This is a genomic window from Streptomyces axinellae (genome assembly GCF_039532135.1).
Lineage (GTDB): Bacteria > Actinomycetota > Actinomycetes > Streptomycetales > Streptomycetaceae > Streptomyces > Streptomyces axinellae.
Window position 1 is genome coordinate 243,261 of sequence record NZ_BAAARJ010000012.1, and the last position, 17,033, is coordinate 260,293.

16 protein-coding genes are annotated in these 17,033 nt (G+C 69.9%); 10 read left to right on the top strand and 6 right to left on the bottom strand.

Going from position 1 to position 17,033, the window contains the following annotated elements; translation table 11 throughout:
• Positions 1 to 48 precede the first annotated feature (48 nt).
• Positions 49 to 447: a GAP family protein gene (locus ABD339_RS19765; protein ID WP_344567706.1), complete on the bottom strand. Its 399-nt coding sequence runs from the start codon at positions 445 to 447 to the stop codon at positions 49 to 51.
• A 470-nt stretch (positions 448 to 917) separates the two neighbouring features.
• Here ABD339_RS19765 and ABD339_RS19770 point away from each other — a divergent pair, with 470 nt between their 5' ends.
• Complete coding sequence (locus ABD339_RS19770; protein ID WP_344567707.1) at positions 918 to 2,453, top strand: alanine/glycine:cation symporter family protein; 1,536 nt, start codon at positions 918 to 920, stop codon at positions 2,451 to 2,453.
• Between the two features lie 155 nt (positions 2,454 to 2,608).
• On the opposite strand, the gene ABD339_RS19775 is transcribed toward ABD339_RS19770, so the two are convergent.
• Complete coding sequence (locus tag ABD339_RS19775; RefSeq protein WP_344567708.1) at positions 2,609 to 3,208, bottom strand: TetR/AcrR family transcriptional regulator; 600 nt, start codon at positions 3,206 to 3,208, stop codon at positions 2,609 to 2,611.
• A 338-nt stretch (positions 3,209 to 3,546) separates the two neighbouring features.
• On the opposite strand from ABD339_RS19775, the gene ABD339_RS19780 reads away from it, so the two are divergent.
• From ABD339_RS19780 to ABD339_RS19810, 7 genes are all read left to right on the top strand, one after another.
• The gene (locus tag ABD339_RS19780; protein ID WP_344567709.1) at positions 3,547 to 4,110 is read left to right on the top strand and encodes a (2Fe-2S)-binding protein; all 564 of its coding nucleotides are present in this window, start codon (positions 3,547 to 3,549) and stop codon (positions 4,108 to 4,110) included.
• Positions 4,107 to 5,099, top strand: coding sequence for an FAD binding domain-containing protein (locus ABD339_RS19785; RefSeq protein ID WP_344567710.1), 993 nt, complete (start codon positions 4,107 to 4,109; stop codon positions 5,097 to 5,099). Before ABD339_RS19780 ends, ABD339_RS19785 begins: the two co-directional genes overlap by 4 nt.
• Entirely contained in the window at positions 5,096 to 7,255 is a 2,160-nt protein-coding gene (locus ABD339_RS19790; RefSeq protein WP_344567711.1) for a xanthine dehydrogenase family protein molybdopterin-binding subunit, read from the top strand. The genes ABD339_RS19785 and ABD339_RS19790 overlap by 4 nt, the downstream gene beginning before the upstream one ends.
• A complete protein-coding gene (locus ABD339_RS19795) occupies positions 7,248 to 8,387 on the top strand; it encodes an XdhC family protein (RefSeq protein WP_344567712.1) in 1,140 nt (379 codons plus the stop codon). Before ABD339_RS19790 ends, ABD339_RS19795 begins: the two co-directional genes overlap by 8 nt.
• A gap of 451 nt (positions 8,388 to 8,838) precedes the next feature.
• The gene (locus ABD339_RS19800) at positions 8,839 to 9,282 is read left to right on the top strand and encodes an Rrf2 family transcriptional regulator (protein ID WP_344567713.1); all 444 of its coding nucleotides are present in this window, start codon (positions 8,839 to 8,841) and stop codon (positions 9,280 to 9,282) included.
• Positions 9,283 to 9,356: 74 nt separating this feature from the next.
• On the top strand, positions 9,357 to 10,550 hold the full coding sequence (locus ABD339_RS19805) for a globin domain-containing protein (protein WP_344567714.1): 1,194 nt from the start codon (positions 9,357 to 9,359) through the stop codon (positions 10,548 to 10,550).
• Positions 10,551 to 10,626: 76 nt separating this feature from the next.
• Entirely contained in the window at positions 10,627 to 11,055 is a 429-nt protein-coding gene (locus tag ABD339_RS19810; protein WP_344567715.1) for a hypothetical protein, read from the top strand.
• A 111-nt stretch (positions 11,056 to 11,166) separates the two neighbouring features.
• Here ABD339_RS19810 and ABD339_RS19815 read toward each other — a convergent pair whose 3' ends face one another.
• A complete protein-coding gene (locus ABD339_RS19815) occupies positions 11,167 to 11,841 on the bottom strand; it encodes a TetR/AcrR family transcriptional regulator (protein WP_344567716.1) in 675 nt (224 codons plus the stop codon).
• Between the two features lie 94 nt (positions 11,842 to 11,935).
• Here ABD339_RS19815 and ABD339_RS19820 point away from each other — a divergent pair, with 94 nt between their 5' ends.
• A complete protein-coding gene (locus tag ABD339_RS19820) occupies positions 11,936 to 12,697 on the top strand; it encodes an alpha/beta fold hydrolase (RefSeq protein ID WP_344567717.1) in 762 nt (253 codons plus the stop codon).
• Positions 12,698 to 12,898: 201 nt separating this feature from the next.
• Here the strand turns inward: ABD339_RS19820 and ABD339_RS19825 are convergent, their stop codons facing one another.
• From ABD339_RS19825 to ABD339_RS19835, 3 genes are all read right to left on the bottom strand, one after another.
• Positions 12,899 to 13,096 carry a Rossmann-fold NAD(P)-binding domain-containing protein gene (locus ABD339_RS19825; RefSeq protein ID WP_344567718.1) on the bottom strand — a complete coding sequence of 66 codons (198 nt, stop codon included), beginning with the start codon at positions 13,094 to 13,096 and terminating at the stop codon, positions 12,899 to 12,901.
• Between the two features lie 343 nt (positions 13,097 to 13,439).
• Positions 13,440 to 14,294, bottom strand: coding sequence for an alpha/beta hydrolase (locus ABD339_RS19830; RefSeq protein WP_344567719.1), 855 nt, complete (start codon positions 14,292 to 14,294; stop codon positions 13,440 to 13,442).
• The gene (locus ABD339_RS19835; RefSeq protein ID WP_344567720.1) at positions 14,291 to 15,502 is read right to left on the bottom strand and encodes a metal-dependent hydrolase family protein; all 1,212 of its coding nucleotides are present in this window, start codon (positions 15,500 to 15,502) and stop codon (positions 14,291 to 14,293) included. The genes ABD339_RS19830 and ABD339_RS19835 overlap by 4 nt, the downstream gene beginning before the upstream one ends.
• 101 nt (positions 15,503 to 15,603) lie before the next feature.
• Here ABD339_RS19835 and ABD339_RS19840 point away from each other — a divergent pair, with 101 nt between their 5' ends.
• A complete protein-coding gene (locus tag ABD339_RS19840; protein WP_344567721.1) occupies positions 15,604 to 16,206 on the top strand; it encodes a TetR/AcrR family transcriptional regulator in 603 nt (200 codons plus the stop codon).
• Positions 16,207 to 17,033: the final 827 nt, after the last annotated feature.

Below are 17,033 nucleotides of genomic sequence, written 5' to 3' on the forward strand. Positions count from 1 at the left end.
GGCCGAACCCGGAACGTGCAGTGCCCCGGCTTCGGGCGCCAGAAGGTGTCACGTCAGGATCAGAGCGATGAAGAGCGCGCATACCAGGATGTTCACCAGCCGGCTGTGCGTGTTGGTCCAGTCGCGGATCTTCGGCATGGTCTCAGCGGCATGGTGGCCCGCCGCGAGTCGTGCCAGCAGCGGCAGCGCGGCGATCAGGATGGTCAGCCCGATGAACGGCAGGGCCTCCGGATACGAAGCCCGTGCCTGGTCGAGATGAATGCCCACGGTGAGCATCACCATGAGGTCCGAGGGCATCGGGAGGATGACCATCAAGCCGGTGCGGAGCGCCTGCCGGGGGTCGGCGGACATCAGGGCGTGCAGCCACTTCGGCGGTTTGACGGTCTCCCGTTTCCGCCAGTTGCGCAGCGCGGCCAGGGCCAGGAGCCTCCCGCGTCGCTGCGACAAGGGGTCCCGTCTTCGTATGTCTCCGCGGGGCCGGCAGGCGGCGCCCGTGCTCGGCCCGGCACTTCCGACCGAGGGCCTCCAGGATCTCCTGCTGGACGAGGAGGCCCCCACGCAGACTCAGGAACGTCGATAACAGAGCGGTTCCGCCCGGATAACGAGCATGTCACGCCGGCTGGGCTTTTTTCGGTCCTTCATTCGAATGTGATGTGCGTCACTCAAGAATTGGTAATGGGCGTGCTAAAACTGCGCAACTCCCTTGCCGGCAACACCCCCGCTGGTACGTGGGGCACTCGGCATACCCGCCTGTACCACCCCGCACGGTTCGAGTCCGCGTACTGCTGGGCCAGGGTGCCATCGGAGCGCGTCACCGCCCTCCAGCAGGGCGGCTGAAGCCCGGCGCGCCTCTGCGCCTCTTTCACCTGTAGCTCCCATCCCCGTCGTCGTCCCACCTCCATGAAGCGGTAGCAACAGTGTCACTCGACTCCCTTACCGATTCCGTTGACACATCCGTCAGCGGATTCTTCGACCCCATCGCCACATGGCTCGGAGACGTCGTCTTCTACGCCGTTCCGGTGGGAGGAACCGAACTCCCCCTCATCGTCGCCTGGCTGGTCGCCGCCGGTCTCATCTTCACCTGCTGGTTCGGGGTGGTGCAGATACGCAAGTTCCGGCTCGCGATCGACGTGGTACGTGGCAAGTACGACGAAAAGGGTTCGACGGGCGAGGTCAATCACTTCCAGGCCCTGACCGCCGCGGTCTCCGGCACGGTCGGCCTCGGCAACATCGCGGGCGTCGCGGTGGCGGTCTCCATCGGCGGCCCGGGTGCCACGTTCTGGATGATTCTCTGCGGACTGCTCGGCATGGCCACGAAGTTCGTCGAGGTCACGCTCGGGGTGAAGTACCGGGAAGTACATCCGGACGGAACCGTCTCCGGCGGCCCGATGCACTACCTCCCCAACGGCCTGGCCGACCGCTTCGGCAAGAACGGGCGGACCCTCGGCAAGGTGCTCGCAGCCCTCGCCTCGGTCATGATCCTCTTCTTCGGCCTCTTCGGCGGCAACCTGTTCCAGGTCAATCAGAGCTACGTGCAGCTTGTCTCGGTCACCGGTGGAGAGAACGGCGCACTCGGCTCATCGGCGGGAGCCCTCTTCTTCGGCATTCTGATCGCCGCGCTCGTCGGCATCGTGCTGCTGGGCGGCATCCGTTCCATAGCCAACGTCACCAGCAGGCTCGTCCCGGCAATGGCCGCCATATACATCGCTGCCTGCCTGACCGTCATTCTGGTCAACCTCACCGCGGTTCCCGACGCGTTCGCCACGATCGTGGAGGGGGCGTTCAATCCGGAGGGAGTCACCGGCGGCATCCTCGGCTCTCTGATCATCGGCTTCAAGCGGGCAGCCTTCTCCAACGAGGCGGGAGTCGGCTCCGCCCCCATCGCTCACTCGGCTGTGAAGACGAAGCACCCCGCCAGCGAGGGCCTGGTCGCCTTGCTGGAGCCGTTCATAGACACGGTGCTCATCTGCACGATGACCGCACTCACGATTGTCATCGCCAGCCCCGCGAGCTGGGCCAAGGCGCGGACGGACGACTCCATCGGGGGTGTCACCATCACCTCCGACGCCTTCGAGACCGTGCTGCCCTGGTTCCCCTACATCCTCACCGTCGCGGTGCTGCTCTTCGCGATATCGACCGTGCTGACGTGGGGCTACTACAGCCTCAAGGCATGGTCGTATCTGTTCGGCCGCAGCAAGGCCAGCGAACTCACCTTCAAGGTGCTCTATACGCTGTTCGCCATCGCCGGGTCCCTGCTCACCCTGCAGACCCTCATCGACATGGCCGACGCCGTCCTCTTCTCCCTCGCGGTCATCAACATCATCGGCCTGTACCTGCTCGCCCCCGTCGTCAAGCGCGAGTTGAATAATTTCCTCGAGTTCGTCCGGACCCGCAAGAACGACGGGACGGGTGACCCGGACGAAGACCAGGAGCCGGTGAAGGCCACCGCCTGACGCCTGCCCGAGGCCCGGCTCCTGACATGAGGGGGTCCGCACACGTCGCGCCTTGCGTGTCCGCGGGCCCCCTCACCCCTGCGTGCACGGACAACGAAGCGCGCATCCTCTCGGGAATGCCGGGTGCGAAGGGCTGCGGAGCGGACGCCCCGGCGTCAGTGCGGCCCGGGGGCTCCGGCGCGGAGGCCGTCCATGATGAGGTCCAGAAGGCGGGTGAGACGGGACCGGCAGTCCTGCTGGGAAGCGATCTGCCACAGGCCCGCGATGGCGAGGAAGAAGTCCTCGGCGCTCACGCCGGGGCGCAGCGTGCCGGCCTTCTCGCCGGCGCGGAGGAGGAGTTCGGCGGCGGCGGTCACCGGGGCGTTGCCCGGCTTCTCCGGGTTTCCCGGGCCGCTGGTGGCCTTGCGGATCGCGTCGGCGAGGCCGGCCTTGGCCATGGCGAACTGGGCCAGGCGGTCCATCCACTCGCGCAGCGCCCGGTCCGGCTCCCGTGTCCGGAGCAACTGGTGGGCGGCGTCGGCGACCTGTTGGATCTCGTAGCCGTATACCTCAAGGACGAGCGCCTCGCGGTTGGGGAAGTTCCGGTAGAACGTGCCCTGTCCGACTCCCGCCTTCTTCGCGATCGCGCTCAGCGGGACATTCTCGCAGCGTGTCAGCTCGGCCAGGGCCACTTCCAGGATGCGCTCGCGGTTGCGCTGCGCGTCCGAGCGCAGCGGCCCGTCCTTGTGCGGCGCCCTGTCGTTCTTCTCCTGCATTTGTCCTCCTTCCCCAGTGAGGGCCGGAACGAGCTTGATAAGCGGACAACTGTCCGTTAGGTTTTACCGACAGCGGACAGCTGTCCGTTTAGGTTCACCTTAGCCCCTGGCGGAGGCGGGGGGTGACGCCCGTGACCGGGGTCTCCCGCAGGCGGCGTGGTCCCGGAGCGCCGCCGCCCCGTACCGACTCCGCCCCGTCAGCTCCTGGTACGCACATCCTTCCCGTCACGCTGTCCAGCCCCACCCTTCACAACACCCCCACCCTCCGCACCCCCTGATGCGTCTGCCTGCCGGAACGGCACCTCGGCGTGCCCCGGACACGCGAAAGAAGGCCGATCATGGACCCATCGACGTCCAGCGCCATCACCTTGAAGATCAACGACGCGGAGTACACGCTGCCCGTCGACCACCGCACCACCCTGCTCGACGCCCTGCGTGAGCGGCTCGATCTGACCGGCACCAAGAAGGGCTGTGACCAGGGCCAGTGCGGTGCCTGCACCGTCCTGCTCGACGGGCGCCGGTCCGTGGCCTGCCTGCAACTCGCGGTGGCGGCCGAAGGGCGCGAGATCACCACCATCGAAGGCATGGCCGAGGGGGACCAACTGCACCCGGTGCAGCAGGCGTTCCTCGACCTGGACGGCTACCAGTGCGGTTACTGCACACCGGGCCAGATCTGCTCGGCCGTCGCCGTGATCCAAGAACACGCCGCGGGCTGGCCCAGTGCCGCCACCGACGACGTGCGGCCCGAGGCTGGGCCGCCGCCGTTGAGCCCGGAGGAGATCCGCGAGCGCATGAGCGGCAACCTGTGCCGCTGCGGCGCGTATGTGTCGATCGCCGAGGCGGTCGCCCGTGCCGCCGAGGTCCAGGCGGAATCCACCGACACCCCGGAGGCGGCAGCGTGAAAGAGTTCGGCTACCAGCGTGCGACCGATGTCCCGGGTGCGGTCGCCGTGCTCGGCACCGACCCGGACGCGCGCTACCTGGGCGGCGGCACCAACCTCGTCGATCTGATGAAGGCCGGGGTGGAGCGGCCCGCCCGGCTCGTGGACGTACGGGAGCTTCCGCTCGACCGGATCGAGGAGACGCGGGAGGGCGGATTGCGCATCGGCGCGACCGTCACCAACAGCGACCTGGCCGCCCACCCCGGAATCCGCCGCCGCTACCCGGCGCTGGCCCAGGCCGTACTGGCCGGCGCTTCCGGGCAGCTGCGCAACATGGCCACCGTCGGCGGAAACCTGCTCCAGCGCACGCGCTGCGGCTACTTCACCGACGTGACCAAACCGTGCAACAAGCGTGCCCCCGGCAGCGGATGCCCCGCCATCGAGGGGGAGCACCACAACCACGCGATCCTCGGCGCCTCCGGCCACTGCGTGGCCGTCCACCCCTCCGACATGGGCGTGGCACTGGCGGCCTTCGACGCGGTGGTCTCCTACGAAACCGCGGACGGGCCGGGTCAGTTGCCGCTCGCCGACTTCTACCTGCCGGTCGGTGAGACCCCGCACCGTGAGACGGCCCTGCCGCCCGGCGCGCTGATCACCGCCGTCACCCTGCCACCCGCTCCGGTCGCCGCGCTCTCGCGCTACCGGAAGGTGCGCGAGCGGGCCTCGTACGCCTTCGCGATCGGCTCCCTGGCCGCCGCACTGGAGATACGGGACGGCGTCGTGGCCGACGTACGGCTCGCCTTCGGCGCGGTCGCCTCCCGGCCGTGGCGGGCCGAGGCCGCCGAACGCGCGCTGAGCGGCGCACCGGCGACGGCGGAGAACTTCGCCGCCGCCGCGGACGCCGAACTGGCCGCCGCCGCACCACTGCCGCACAACGCGTACAAGGTGACGCTGCTGCGCAACCTCGTGGTGGCCGCATTGACCGAACTCGCCGAGGAGGCCGCGCGATGACGACGACGACCACGAGTACCCCGGTCACCAAGGCCGTCGGCACCGCACACACCCGCATCGAGGGCTTCGACAAGGTCACCGGTGCGGCCCGCTACGCGGGAGACACCCCGTTCGCCGGACTCGCCCACGGGTGGCTGGCGGTCTCCACCGTCGCCCGTGGCCGCATCCGCTCGCTGGAGACGGCGCCCGTCCTGGAGATGCCCGGCGTCCTCACCGTGCTGCACCACGAGAACGCCCCTCGCGTGAACACCGACTACGTCGGCTTCATGGGCCCCCCGGACCCCACGATCGCCGTCTTCCAGCACGACCGCGTCCCGCACCAGGGCTGGCCGGTGGCGCTGGTCGTCGCCGAGACGCCTGAGCAGGCGCGCGAGGCCGCCGAGGCGCTCGTGGTGCACTACGAGGAGGAGCCGCACGACATCGGCTTCTCCGCCGGCAACCCGGACGCGTACGCGGTGAACGGCCATATGCCGGGGGTGACGGAGAAAGGCGACAAGGAGGCCGAACTCGCCGCCTCCGCCGCCGTGGTGGACGAGGAGTACACCACCCCGGAGGAACACCACAGCATGATGGAGCCGCACGCGGCAACGGCCCGCTGGGACGAGGGCCGGCTCGAAGTCGTCGACTCAAACCAGGGCACCAGGTGGGTCGCGGACGAACTCGCCAAGCTCTTCTCCCTCGATCCGGCCTCGGTGCGGGTGCGCTCCGAGCACATCGGCGGCGGCTTCGGCAGCAAGGGGATCCGCGCCCACCAAGTGGCCGCCACGATGGCCGCCACCGTCCTCCAGCGGCCGGTCCGAGTCGTGCTGACCCGCCGTCAGATGTTCTCGCTCACCGGCTACCGCAGCCCCACCACACAGCGCGTGCGGCTCGGCGCCGACGCCGAGGGGCGGCTGCGCGCGCTGGAGCACGAGTCACTGAGCATCACCTCGACCATGCACGAGTTCGTCGAGCCGAGCGCCGGAGCGGCCCGGGTGATGTACGACGCCGAAGCCCACCACACGGCCAACCGCGTCATCCGCCGCGATGTCCCGACCCCGACGTTCATGCGCGCGCCCGGGGAGGCGCCCGGATCCTTCGCACTGGAGTCGGCGTTGGACGAACTCGCCGAAATATGCGGCCTCGACCCCATAGAACTGCGTGTACGCAACGAGCCCGAGCGCGGCCCCGTCTCCGGCATGCCCTTCAGCGACCGCAACCTGCTCGCCTGCTTCCGCGAGGGCGCGGCCCGGTTCGGCTGGGCCGACCGGGACCCGCGCCCCGGCCTGCGCCGCGAAGGGCGCTGGCTGATCGGCACCGGCACCGCCGCGGCCTCCTTCCCCGCGGGCTCCGCGCCGTCCACGGCGGCCATGACGGCGGAGGAGGACGGCACCTTCACGGTGCGGATCGCCGCGGCCGACATCGGCACCGGGGCGCGGACCGCCCTCACCCTGGTCGCCGCCGACGCGCTGGAAGTCGCCCCCGAACGCGTCCGAGTACGCATCGGCGACAGCGACTTCGGGCCCGCGATGGTCGCCGGCGGTTCGATGGGCACCCGCTCCTGGGCGTGGGCGATCACCCTCGCCGCCGGCGAACTGCGCGAGCGGCTCGCCCTGGGCACCGGCATCCCGCCGGAGGGCATCACCGTACGCTCGGACACCTCCGAGGCAGTCGGCACCCTTGCCCAGCGCGAACGGCACTCCTTCGGGGCGCAGTTCGCCGAGGCCGCCGTGGACGTCACCACCGGTGAGGTCCGCGTACGGCGCATGCTCGGCATCTTCTCGGCCGGCCGGATCGTCAACCCGCTCACCGCCCGCAATCAGCTCGTCGGCGGCATGGTCTGGGGCATCTCCATGGCCCTGCACGAAGAAGCGGTCCGCGACCGGGCCACCGGCGGCCTCTACGGTGCCGACCTGGCCAACTATCACGTCGCCTCCCACGCCGACATCGCTCGGATCGAGGCGGACTGGCTGGCGGACACGGACACGGAGGACCCGATCGGAATCAAGGGCGTCGGCGAGGTCGGCATCGTGGGAGCCGCCGCGGCCGTCGCCAACGCGGTATGGCACGCGACCGGCGTACGCCACCGCAGCCTGCCCATCCGCCCCGACCGCGTCCTGCGGGCCGGCACCACAGCGGGAGCCGGATCACCCGGCGCCGGAGCCCGCGATGCTTGACCTCGCCGGGCAGCTGGACGAATGGGCCGCGGAGGGCCGCCACTTCGCGGTGGCCACCGTGGTCGGCGTCGGCGGCAGCGCACCGCGCGGTCCCGGCGCCGCCCTCGCGGTGGACAGCGAGGGCACGGTGATCGGCTCGGTGTCCGGCGGCTGCGTGGAAGGCGCGGTCTACGAACTGTGCCGCCAGGCGCTGGAGTCCGGCGAGCCCGTGCTCGAACGCTTCGGCTACAGCGACGAGGACGCCTTCGCCGTGGGACTGACCTGCGGCGGAGTCATCGACATCCTGATCTGGCCGGTCAGCGCGCGAACGCCGCTCCGGCCGGTGCTCCGCGCCGCGCTGTCGGCCGCCCTCCAGGGCGCGCCGACAGCGCTCGCCCGCGTCACCCGGGGCCCGGCCGAACTCCTGGGCGGCGCTCTGCACGTGGGTCCGGACGGGGCGTACGAGGGCGGACTGGGCGGCACCCCCGACCTTGACCGGACGGCGGCAGCCGAGGCACGGGCGCTGCTGGAGGCCGGCCGCACCGGCACCGTCGAGCTTTCCGCGGACGGCTCGCACTGCCCCGGCGGCCTCACCCTGTTCGTCGAGGCGAGCGTGCCGCCGCCTCGCATGATCGTCTTCGGTGCGATCGACTTCGCCGCCGCGCTCGTGCGGGCTGGCTCGTTCCTGGGCTACCGCGTCACGGTGTGCGACGCACGGCCCGTCTTCGCCACGCGCGCCCGCTTCCCCGAGGCCGAGGACGTCGTGGTGGACTGGCCGCACCGCTATCTGCGGCGTACCGCGACCGACGCGCGCACGGTGCTGTGCGTGCTCACGCACGACGCCAAGTTCGACATCCCCCTGCTGACGGAGGCCCTGCGCATGCCGGTCGCGTTCGTCGGCGCGATGGGCTCGCGCCGCACCCACGCGGACCGCGAGCGGCGGCTGCGCGAAGCCGGGCTGAGCGAGGGCGAGCTGGCCCGGCTGAGGTCCCCGATCGGCCTGGACCTGGGCGCCCGTACCCCCGAGGAGACCGCACTGTCCATCGCCGCGGAGATCGTCGCCACCCGCCGCGGCGGCACGGGCGCGGCCCTCACCGGCTCGGACACCCCGATCCACCGCGACGCGGAAACGCGCGGACCGGCGGCGGCCTGAACCGCCCCGCGCCGCCGTCCCGCCGCCGGACTCCGCGCCCGGCCGCCCGCCCGCCCGGAAGCCTTTCGCGCTTCCGGGCAGGCGGCCACCCTTGACCGAACAGGAGCCCGGACCGTCCGAGTCCGTGTGTACGGGCCGCGTTGCCGCCCGCGACGCGGCGCCCCGGCAGCGCGGTGGACTGTCTGGTCGGGGGAGCCAGGGCCTCGCCCCGGTGGCGGCCGAACAGCCGTGGGCGCAACGATTGCGCGGAGCGCTGGATGCTTTCCGGAATGTGTGGACGTCCGGACCACTTCGCGCACGGCATCGCGCGACGCCTGGCCTGCTGGGCCGGGGAACGGCGTCCCCGCCCGCCCGGCTCCCGGCGAACGATCGCCGGCCCGTGATGGAGGCCACACGGTTTCCCCACTCCCGTAAATAGGCATCCTGTATGCGAATTTGCTAACGTTCCGCTGTGCGGTTGACGAAGTTCACCGACCTTGGCCTGCGCGCGGTGATGCGCTTGGCGGTCGCGGAGGAGAACGCGCCTCTGGCCACCCGGGAGGTGGCCGAGGCCATGGATGTGGCGTACTCCCACATGACGAAGGTGATCAGCCGACTGCAGCACCTCGGTGTGATCGAGGCCCGGCGCGGGCGCGGTGGCGGACTCGGTCTGACCCGCCTGGGGCGGCAGGCATCGGTCGGCTGGCTCGTACGCGAACTGGAGGGCGAGGGGGAGGTCGTCGAGTGCGAGGGCGGTCAGCCCTGTCCGCTGCGCGGCGCCTGCCGGCTGCGCGCGGCACTGCGTGAGGCGCAGGAAGCCTTCTACTCCTCGCTCGATCCCCTCACCGTGTCCGACCTGGTGGCCTCGCCCACCGGCCCGGTCCTGGTGGGTCTGGTGGGCCGCCGCCCCGGGTGACCCATGGTGCTCCTCCCGGCGGTACGCCGTGCGATTCAAAATTGGCATATGAGAAGTCAATTCAGGAGGCTCTGATGCTCTCCGAGCAGTCCACCCCCGTCGTTCGTGAAACCCTCCCCGCCGTCGGCGCCGCCATCGAGGAGATCGCCGACCGGTTCTACGGCAGGCTTTTCGATGCCCACCCGGAACTGCTCCGGGATCTGTTCAACCGTGGCAACCAGGCCAACGGCGAGCAGAAGAAGGCCCTGGCGGGCTCGATCGCGGCCTTCGCGGGAATGCTGCTGGAGCATCCCGAAACCCGCCCCGACGCCATGCTCGCCCGCATAGCCAACAAGCACGCGTCGCTCGGTATCACCTCCGACCAATACAAGACCGTCCAAGAGCACCTGTTCGCCGCGATTGCCGATGTCCTCGGCGAGACGGTCACCCCGCGGGTCGCGGATGCCTGGGACGAGGTCTACTGGCTGATGGCGAACGCGCTGATCGCCCTCGAAGCCGGGCTCTACCACCGGGCCGGCGCCGCCGAAGGCGACGTATGGCAGCGCATGGCGATCGCCGGTCGGCACCAGGAGACCCCCGACGCGGTCTCCTTCACGCTCCGCCGCACCGACGGCAGTACTCCCGCCCGCTTCCGGCCGGGCCAGTACGTCAGCGTCCAGGTCGAACTGCCCGACGGCGCACACCAGATACGGCAGTACAGTCTCTCCTCCGCCCCCGGCCGCGACGATTGGCGGATCACCGTCAAGCGCGTTCGCGGCAAGGCAGGGCCCGAGGGCGAGGTGTCCTCCTGGCTGTACCGGAACGCGCGGGCGGGGGAGACGCTCACCGTCTCCCGGCCGTTCGGCGACCTCACTCTCGCGGCAGGAGACCGGCCCCTGCTGCTGGCCTCCGCGGGCATCGGCAACACCCCGATGCTGGCCATGCTCGGCGACCTGGCAGCCACCGGATCCACCCGCGCGGTCACCGTCGTCCACGCCGACCGCAGCCCGGCCGACCACGCCCACCGCGAAGAGCTGCACCACCTGGTGCAGGCCCTGCCGAACGCCACACTCCACCTCTGGTACGAGACCCCCGGCGACCACGCCCCCGGGGCCCACGCGGGCCAGGCGGACATCGGCGCGGTCGCCCTGCCCGAGGGCGCCACCGCATACTTGTGCGGGCCGCCGCCGTTCATGCGGGCGGTCCGGGGCGACCTGCTGCGCCGGGGCGTGCGGGCGCGGGACATCCACTACGAGGTGTTCGGCCCCGACCTGTGGCTCGCCCGGTAGACGCACAGCCCGAGAGCAGGACCCGAGCGCAGTGCCCGAGCGCAGAACCGGACAACAGAAGGAAGAGGAAGCCCGGATGAACGCCCCGTCAGCCGCCGTGGTCGCAGCGGCCGCCTTCGTGTGGCTGGGGATGGTGCTCGCGATCTCGTTCCTCGAAGCTCCTTTGAAGTTCCGGGCGCCGGGAATGACGGTACCGCTCGGGCTCGGCATCGGGCGCGTCGTCTTCCGGGCGTTCAACAAGATCGAGGCCCTGCTGGCCGCCACCGTGCTCGTGGCACTGGCCATCGGCGCTCCACGCTGGCAGATCACCGCGCCGGCCGCCGCCTCCGCGCTCTTGTTGGCAGTCCAGCTGGCCGCGATCCGCCCCGCCCTCAACCGCCGCTCCGACCGCGTGCTCGCGGGAGAGGATGTTCCGCGTTCCCGCGCCCACTTGGTCTATGTGGCCTTCGAGGTGGCCAAAGCGGCAGCTCTGCTCACCCTCGGTCTCAGCGCCGTGTCGGCATGACCGAGAGGGTGGAGACGGCGAGCAGGACGGGTATCCGGTGGGCGATGGCGTTCACGCGGCGTGCGCGACCACCGCGAACAAGGCAGCGGTGACCCCCGGCAGCGTCGCGTGTCACCCCCGGCGGGGTCTGCGGGGCGGGGCGGGTGAGGGTGCCGGCTGTCGTCGCAGCGCTCTGAGCCACTGGTCTGCCACCACACGGCTGAGCCGCGGGGAGTCGAGGGCCGCGGGTGCGAGGAGCTGCTGCATGCCGATTCCGCGCAGCTGCCCCAGGATCGCGATCGCGGTGGCGTCGGGGTCGGCCTCCACGCGGATCTCGCCCTCGGCGATCCCGGCCGTGATGTCGGTACGCAGATCCGCGCGGAAGCGGTCGTCGCGTTCTTGGAAGACGGCGGACAGCTCGGGAGAGGTGGCGGCCTCGACCCACAGCAGCAGGAACGCCCGGCCGGCCACGGCGCCGTCGCGCAGTCTTCTGATGTAGCCGTCGATCAGCGCGATCAGGTGGTCGAGGCCGGGCGGCATATCGCCGATGCCGGGGACGAATCCGCTCTGGCTGGACTCGGCGAGCGCCTGGAACAGCGCCTGCTTCGAACCGAAATGGTGGGTGACAATCCCTCGGCTGTACCCCGCGCGCTCGCCGACGGCCGCCAGGGTGGCCGACCGCACGCCCCTCTCCACCACGACTTCCGCCGCGGCCTTCAGCAGGGCGGCCCTCGTCGCGGTGCGCCGTTGGAGCTGCGTACGGCGTTCGCCGCGTGACGACGCGGCGAGGGACTTCTCGACTGGCATGAGCCGCAGTCTAGCGATCTGCCACTTGCGTGTCGAACAACAAGTATATGATCGTGGGCATGCAGTCATCGGGGCGTCGGAGAGGTGATTACTGATGAGGGTCGTATTCGTCAACGGAAATCCGGAGAACGCCGCGGTATGGGATCCGCTCTGCGACGAGCTGCGCGGAATCGATGCCGTCCGGCTGTCTCTCCCGGGATTCGGGGCGCCCGTCCCTGAGGATTTCGGGTGTGCTGTCATCGAGTACCGGGACTGGCTGGTCGATCGGCTGGAGGCGATCGGCGAGCCGGTACACCTTGTCGGGCACGACCTCGGCGGGAGCACGGTGGTGTCGGTCGCCATGAAGAGGCCGGACCTGCTGCGGAGTTGGGTCAGCGACTCGCTGGGTGTCTTCCACCCCGACTACGTGTGGCACGACCTCGCCCAGCAGTGGCAGACGCCCGGCGTGGGCGAGGCATCCGTTGCCAGGCTGATGGGTGGCAGCCTGGAGGAGCGCGCCGACCGCATGATGGCGAGGGGCATCCCCAGGCCCGTAGCCCTCCGAATGGCCCCCGCCCAGGGGCCGGAGATGGGGCGGGCGATCCTCGCGTTCTACCGCTCCGCCGCCCAGCCGGTGATGGCCGAACTCGGGCGGGATCTCGCCGAGGCGGCGAGGCGACCGGGCCTCGCGATCATCCCCACGGAGGACCCGTTCGGGGGCTCGGAGGCCATGCGATACGAGTCGGCGGCCAAAGCCGGGGCCGAGACAGCCGTCCTGCGCGACCTCGGGCACTGGTGGATGGTCCAGGACCCCGCCCGCGGCGCGCGGGTACTCACCTCGTTCTGGGCCGGCTGCGCGAAGGCCGACTCGCGCTGAGTCGCCCGCGGTGACGGTCGCGGGGTCACGCGACGCCGATCACCGTGCTCATGGCTGCCGTTGGCACCGGCGGCGGGGTGCAGGCAACCAGTCCGTCACCGGCCACATCGAGGGGTGGTCCGTGGCGCGCCGGACTGCGCGGCAGAGGCGGTCGGGTCACATCGGGTGGCACGCGCTTGTTCTTGCGGATGTGCTCGGCCGTCAGCCGGCCAGCTCGTCGAGCTCGCGGATCTGCTTGTCGAAGACCTGCGCGGGAGCGAAGCGGTGCAGCATGCCCGCACGTCGGGCCATGGCGCTCGCGGCGTAGCGCAGCGTCGGCTTCGCGTCGGTCGCTGCCGCGGCGATCACCTTGGCGACGAGGGCGGGCTCGCCGCCGCCCCTGACCCCCTCCGCCATCACGCGGTCAACGGTGGTCCGCTGCTCGGCGTAGACATGAAGGGGCGTGTCGGGCTTCGCGCTGTCGGCCTCGAATCCGGCCCTGCTGTAGGCGGGTTCGACGAGAAGCGCCCGGATGCCCTGGTGCCGATCTCGTGGTCCAGGGGCTCGGCGTAGCCCTCGACCGCATGCTTGAGGCGGCGCAGGCCGCCATGTACGGGCTGGGGGCAGGAATCCGAGTGCCGACGAAGTCCCGCTCGGCCACCCGCACACACCTCCGGAGAAGTTGACGCGCATATGAAGGCAACGCAGGTGGCACCACGCCGCCGGGCAGCGCGGCGGTCAGGCAGAGCCGCGGCGTCCAGACTCACTGGGCACGGCAGGTCCTGAGGTAGCTGAGGAACGATGCCTGCAGCCCGGTCACGTGCGTTTCGTGCATGAGTGCGCTGGTGACGGATGTGCTGCGTGAGGTGAGGCGGTGGAGGAACGTGGCCGCGTTCTTCGCGAGGTTCTGGTAGACCGCCACGTCTCCGAGGAGCTCGCGGTCGTTGAAGGTCACGTGGAGCCTGGTAGCAGGCAGGGCGTCACCCATTGCTTGAAGACGAGCGAAGACCTGACTGTCTGCGTTGACGATGCCGGGGCTGCCCGCGCCGATGCTCTCGAAGAAGGTGCCATTGGTGAGCCAGGTGTAGAGGCTGAAGAGTCCGCCGTAGGAGTAGCCGAAGAGGCCGTGACCGCTCGGGGCTGTGCCGTAGTCGCGTTCGATCCGCGGGTGGAGGTCGTCGGTAAGGAAGTTCAGGAACATGTCCCCGCGGCTGTCGCTCAATTCAGCGAGGTAGGCGTCGGCTTGCTCGCGAGTCATCGTGCCCGCTTCGACCCCCATCTCCACCGCATCGATGTACTCCTTCGCGATGGGTTCGCCAGGGGGCACGAGGTCGCGGTTGCGCAGCCGCTCCCAGTGCTCTGCTTCCTCGCCTGCGTAACCCACGCTGACTTGGACGTAGGGCTGAATCGACTGCATGGGGTCCAGTTGCGTGACGATGAGCGGGGCGGTCATGCCCACGGCCCAGTTGCCGTCGAGCACGTACACGACAGGCGCTTGCGCCGCGTCAGGGTCGTAGCGCGGTGGCGTGGTGACCCAGACGCCGTAGTCGTGACCACCGCTGGAGCGCATCTCGAAGTAGTCGGTGTGGGCGAGGCAGCCCTGCCACATGGTGCTCATCTGAGGTCCTTTACGATGTGGCCGGCCTGGATCACCAGGACGGCGTTGGTGGGGTCGGAGAAGAGTTCCGGGTCTTCGAGCGGGTTGCCGTTCCAAAGAACGAGGTCTGCCTGCGCGCCGGGAGTGATGACCCCCACCTGGCCGGACAGGCCGAGGATCTCGGCGTTGGTCCGGGTCGCCGCCACGAGCGCTTCCATCGGCGTCTCAAGGGCCGCGCGCAGACTGAGTTCTTTGCCGCGACGGCCTTGGGCCGGACCGATGAGATCGGAACCCAGCCCGATCCGTATTCCCGCGCGCTTGGCGACAGCGAGCGCCTTCGTCATCTGCTCGCGTGCGCCCTTGGCCCGGTCGCGGGTCGATTCGGCGAGACCGGCTCCGGCGGTGTCGTGCAGCAGTTGCTCGACGACAGCGAACGTGGGCACGAGGGCGACCTCGTGAGCGGCCATCAGGGCCGCTGTGGATTCGTCGAGGCCGGTGCCGTGCTCGACACAGCGCACCCCGGCCTCGACCGCATTTCGTATGCCCTCGTTGTTGTGGGCGTGAACTGTCACATAGGTGTTCCGTGCCGCGGCTTCTTGAACCGCGACAGCGATCTCTTCGACGGTGAACTGGGTGTCGGTCAGCCGGTCATGCGCGCCCACCACTCCGCCGGTCACGCAGAGCTTCAGGAAGGAAGCTCCGCGGCGGAAGGCTTCGCGGACGTTGTGTCGCAGCTCGTCCGCGTTGCCCGCCATCATGGAGAGGGCGCACAGGCCCGCGATGTGGTGGCTGCTCCACAGCTCGGTGGGCTCCCATGCGGCTCCGTAGTAGCCGTGCCCGCCGATCTGGCACTGAACAGGGCCGCACGACAGGACGCGCGGCCCTTTGACCTTGCCCTTCGCGATCGCGGTGACGACACCGCCGTCGATCCCGCCGGTGTCGCGAACGGTGGTGAAGCCGGCGTCGAGCGCCGCGCCGGCCGTGGCGAAGATGTCCGCCGCGATCTCGGCGGCACTTATCTGAAACGAGAAGTGCGGCTGGATCGGGCTCGACAGGCCCAGGTGGACGTGAGCGTCGATCAGGCCGGGCGTCATCGTCAATCCCTCGGCATCGAGACGCTCGCCGTGCGCGCTGGAGGCGCCGAGTTGGGTGATGCGGCCGTTCTCGATAGTGACGTCGAGGTTGCTGGGATCGCGTCCCGATCCGTCGATGACCGCCGCGCCGACCACATGAGCTGCTCCCATAGTCGATCCTCCGTCGTTGCGAGCTGACTGCGACCATGTGCGAAGCAACACGGAACCGCCCATCCTCCTTTTCCAATGGATAAACTGTGGGAGTGATCCTGTCAACCTCGGAACGCAAGGGCAGCGCGCGCGAGCGACTCCTGGCACGGCTCCTCGGCGCCTTCGGCGAGGCCCTTCCCCCGCCGGAGATGTCGCTCCGTGAGATCGCCGCCCGGATCGAGACCAGCCACGCCCTGTTGCGATACCACTTCGGGTCACTCTCGGGCGTCTTGGCCGCCATGCTCAAGGCGCAGCGATCCCGTGACAACGAGGCACTTTTGGAGGCCGCCCAGCAGGGCACCTTCGACGATTTCGTTGTGGCGATCTGGCGTACTTACACCCGGCCAGAGCAACTGTCGCGTGCCCGCGGCTTCTTCTACGTCGTCGGACTGGCCGCGTACGGCCCCGAGGACTTCCGTGACTTCGTGGAGTCGATCGGTGACCTGACCGTGACGCTGTCCTCACTCGCGGAACGCGAAGGGCTCGACACGAAGGAAGCGTGGGATGTGGCCACCGTCACCGTTGCCGCGATTCGCGGCCTCCTCCTGCAGGAAGTCCTGACTCCCGGAACCCGCTCGGAGGACGCGCTCACCTTGATCCTGCGCATGAGAGAGGGCCGATCCGTTCCACACTCACGTCCGGAGCATTAGGCAGGCCCTCGGCGCGCCCTCGCTGCCGCCTCACCTGGCCCCTCGGACCCTGTCCGCGGATGCGCTGACATGGGGCCTCGGCCATTGGTCGCTTTGCCTTCCACGTGCTGACCGAATGCTCGGTCAGCACGAAGGGAGGGCGGCTCGGCATAGCCGCAGGGGGCGGTATGCGCGACGAGGACGGTGCTTCGCGACCGCTGGGAATCGACATGCCGGACGTGGGTAAGGCCGGCGCACGGCTGCACATGACCATGACGGCGAGCGTGATCAACAACCCTGGGACGGCGCACGGTGGCTGCATCTTCCTGCGGGCAGAGTCGGTCTTCGCTCACGCCTGCGACAGCCACGGCACGCCCGTAGCTGTCGCGTCCGGAGCCGACCTCACCTTCGTGGCCCTGCTACGACGGGGATGTTCCTCACGGCGACCACCGAGGAGCTCTCTGGCAGGCCGCCTCATGACCCCCCTGGTCCACGGCGTCGAAGGCGGGCACGACCACGACCGGAGTGCGCTCACGCACGCCCGCGAACACACCGACCGAACCCTCGGCCTCGGTGCGTTCTCAGGCCGACGTCGGCCGGCCCCAGCCACGGGCACAGCCCTCGGCCGACGTCGGCCGCTGAGCCGGGTTCCCCGTCGAAGAGGAGGGCTCGTACCCGGCGGTCGATCACCTGTGCAAACCTGACGGCCGGAGCTGGGCGACCCCGTTATGTTTTTCGCGGTTCCGCAATGGGGCCGCTGGCCTCCGGGCCCGGCATGACTTTTGCCCCCTGTCGAAGTCGATGACCTGGGGGGTGGTGTCACCGGGCCCGTGGGGTGCCGTGGGAGA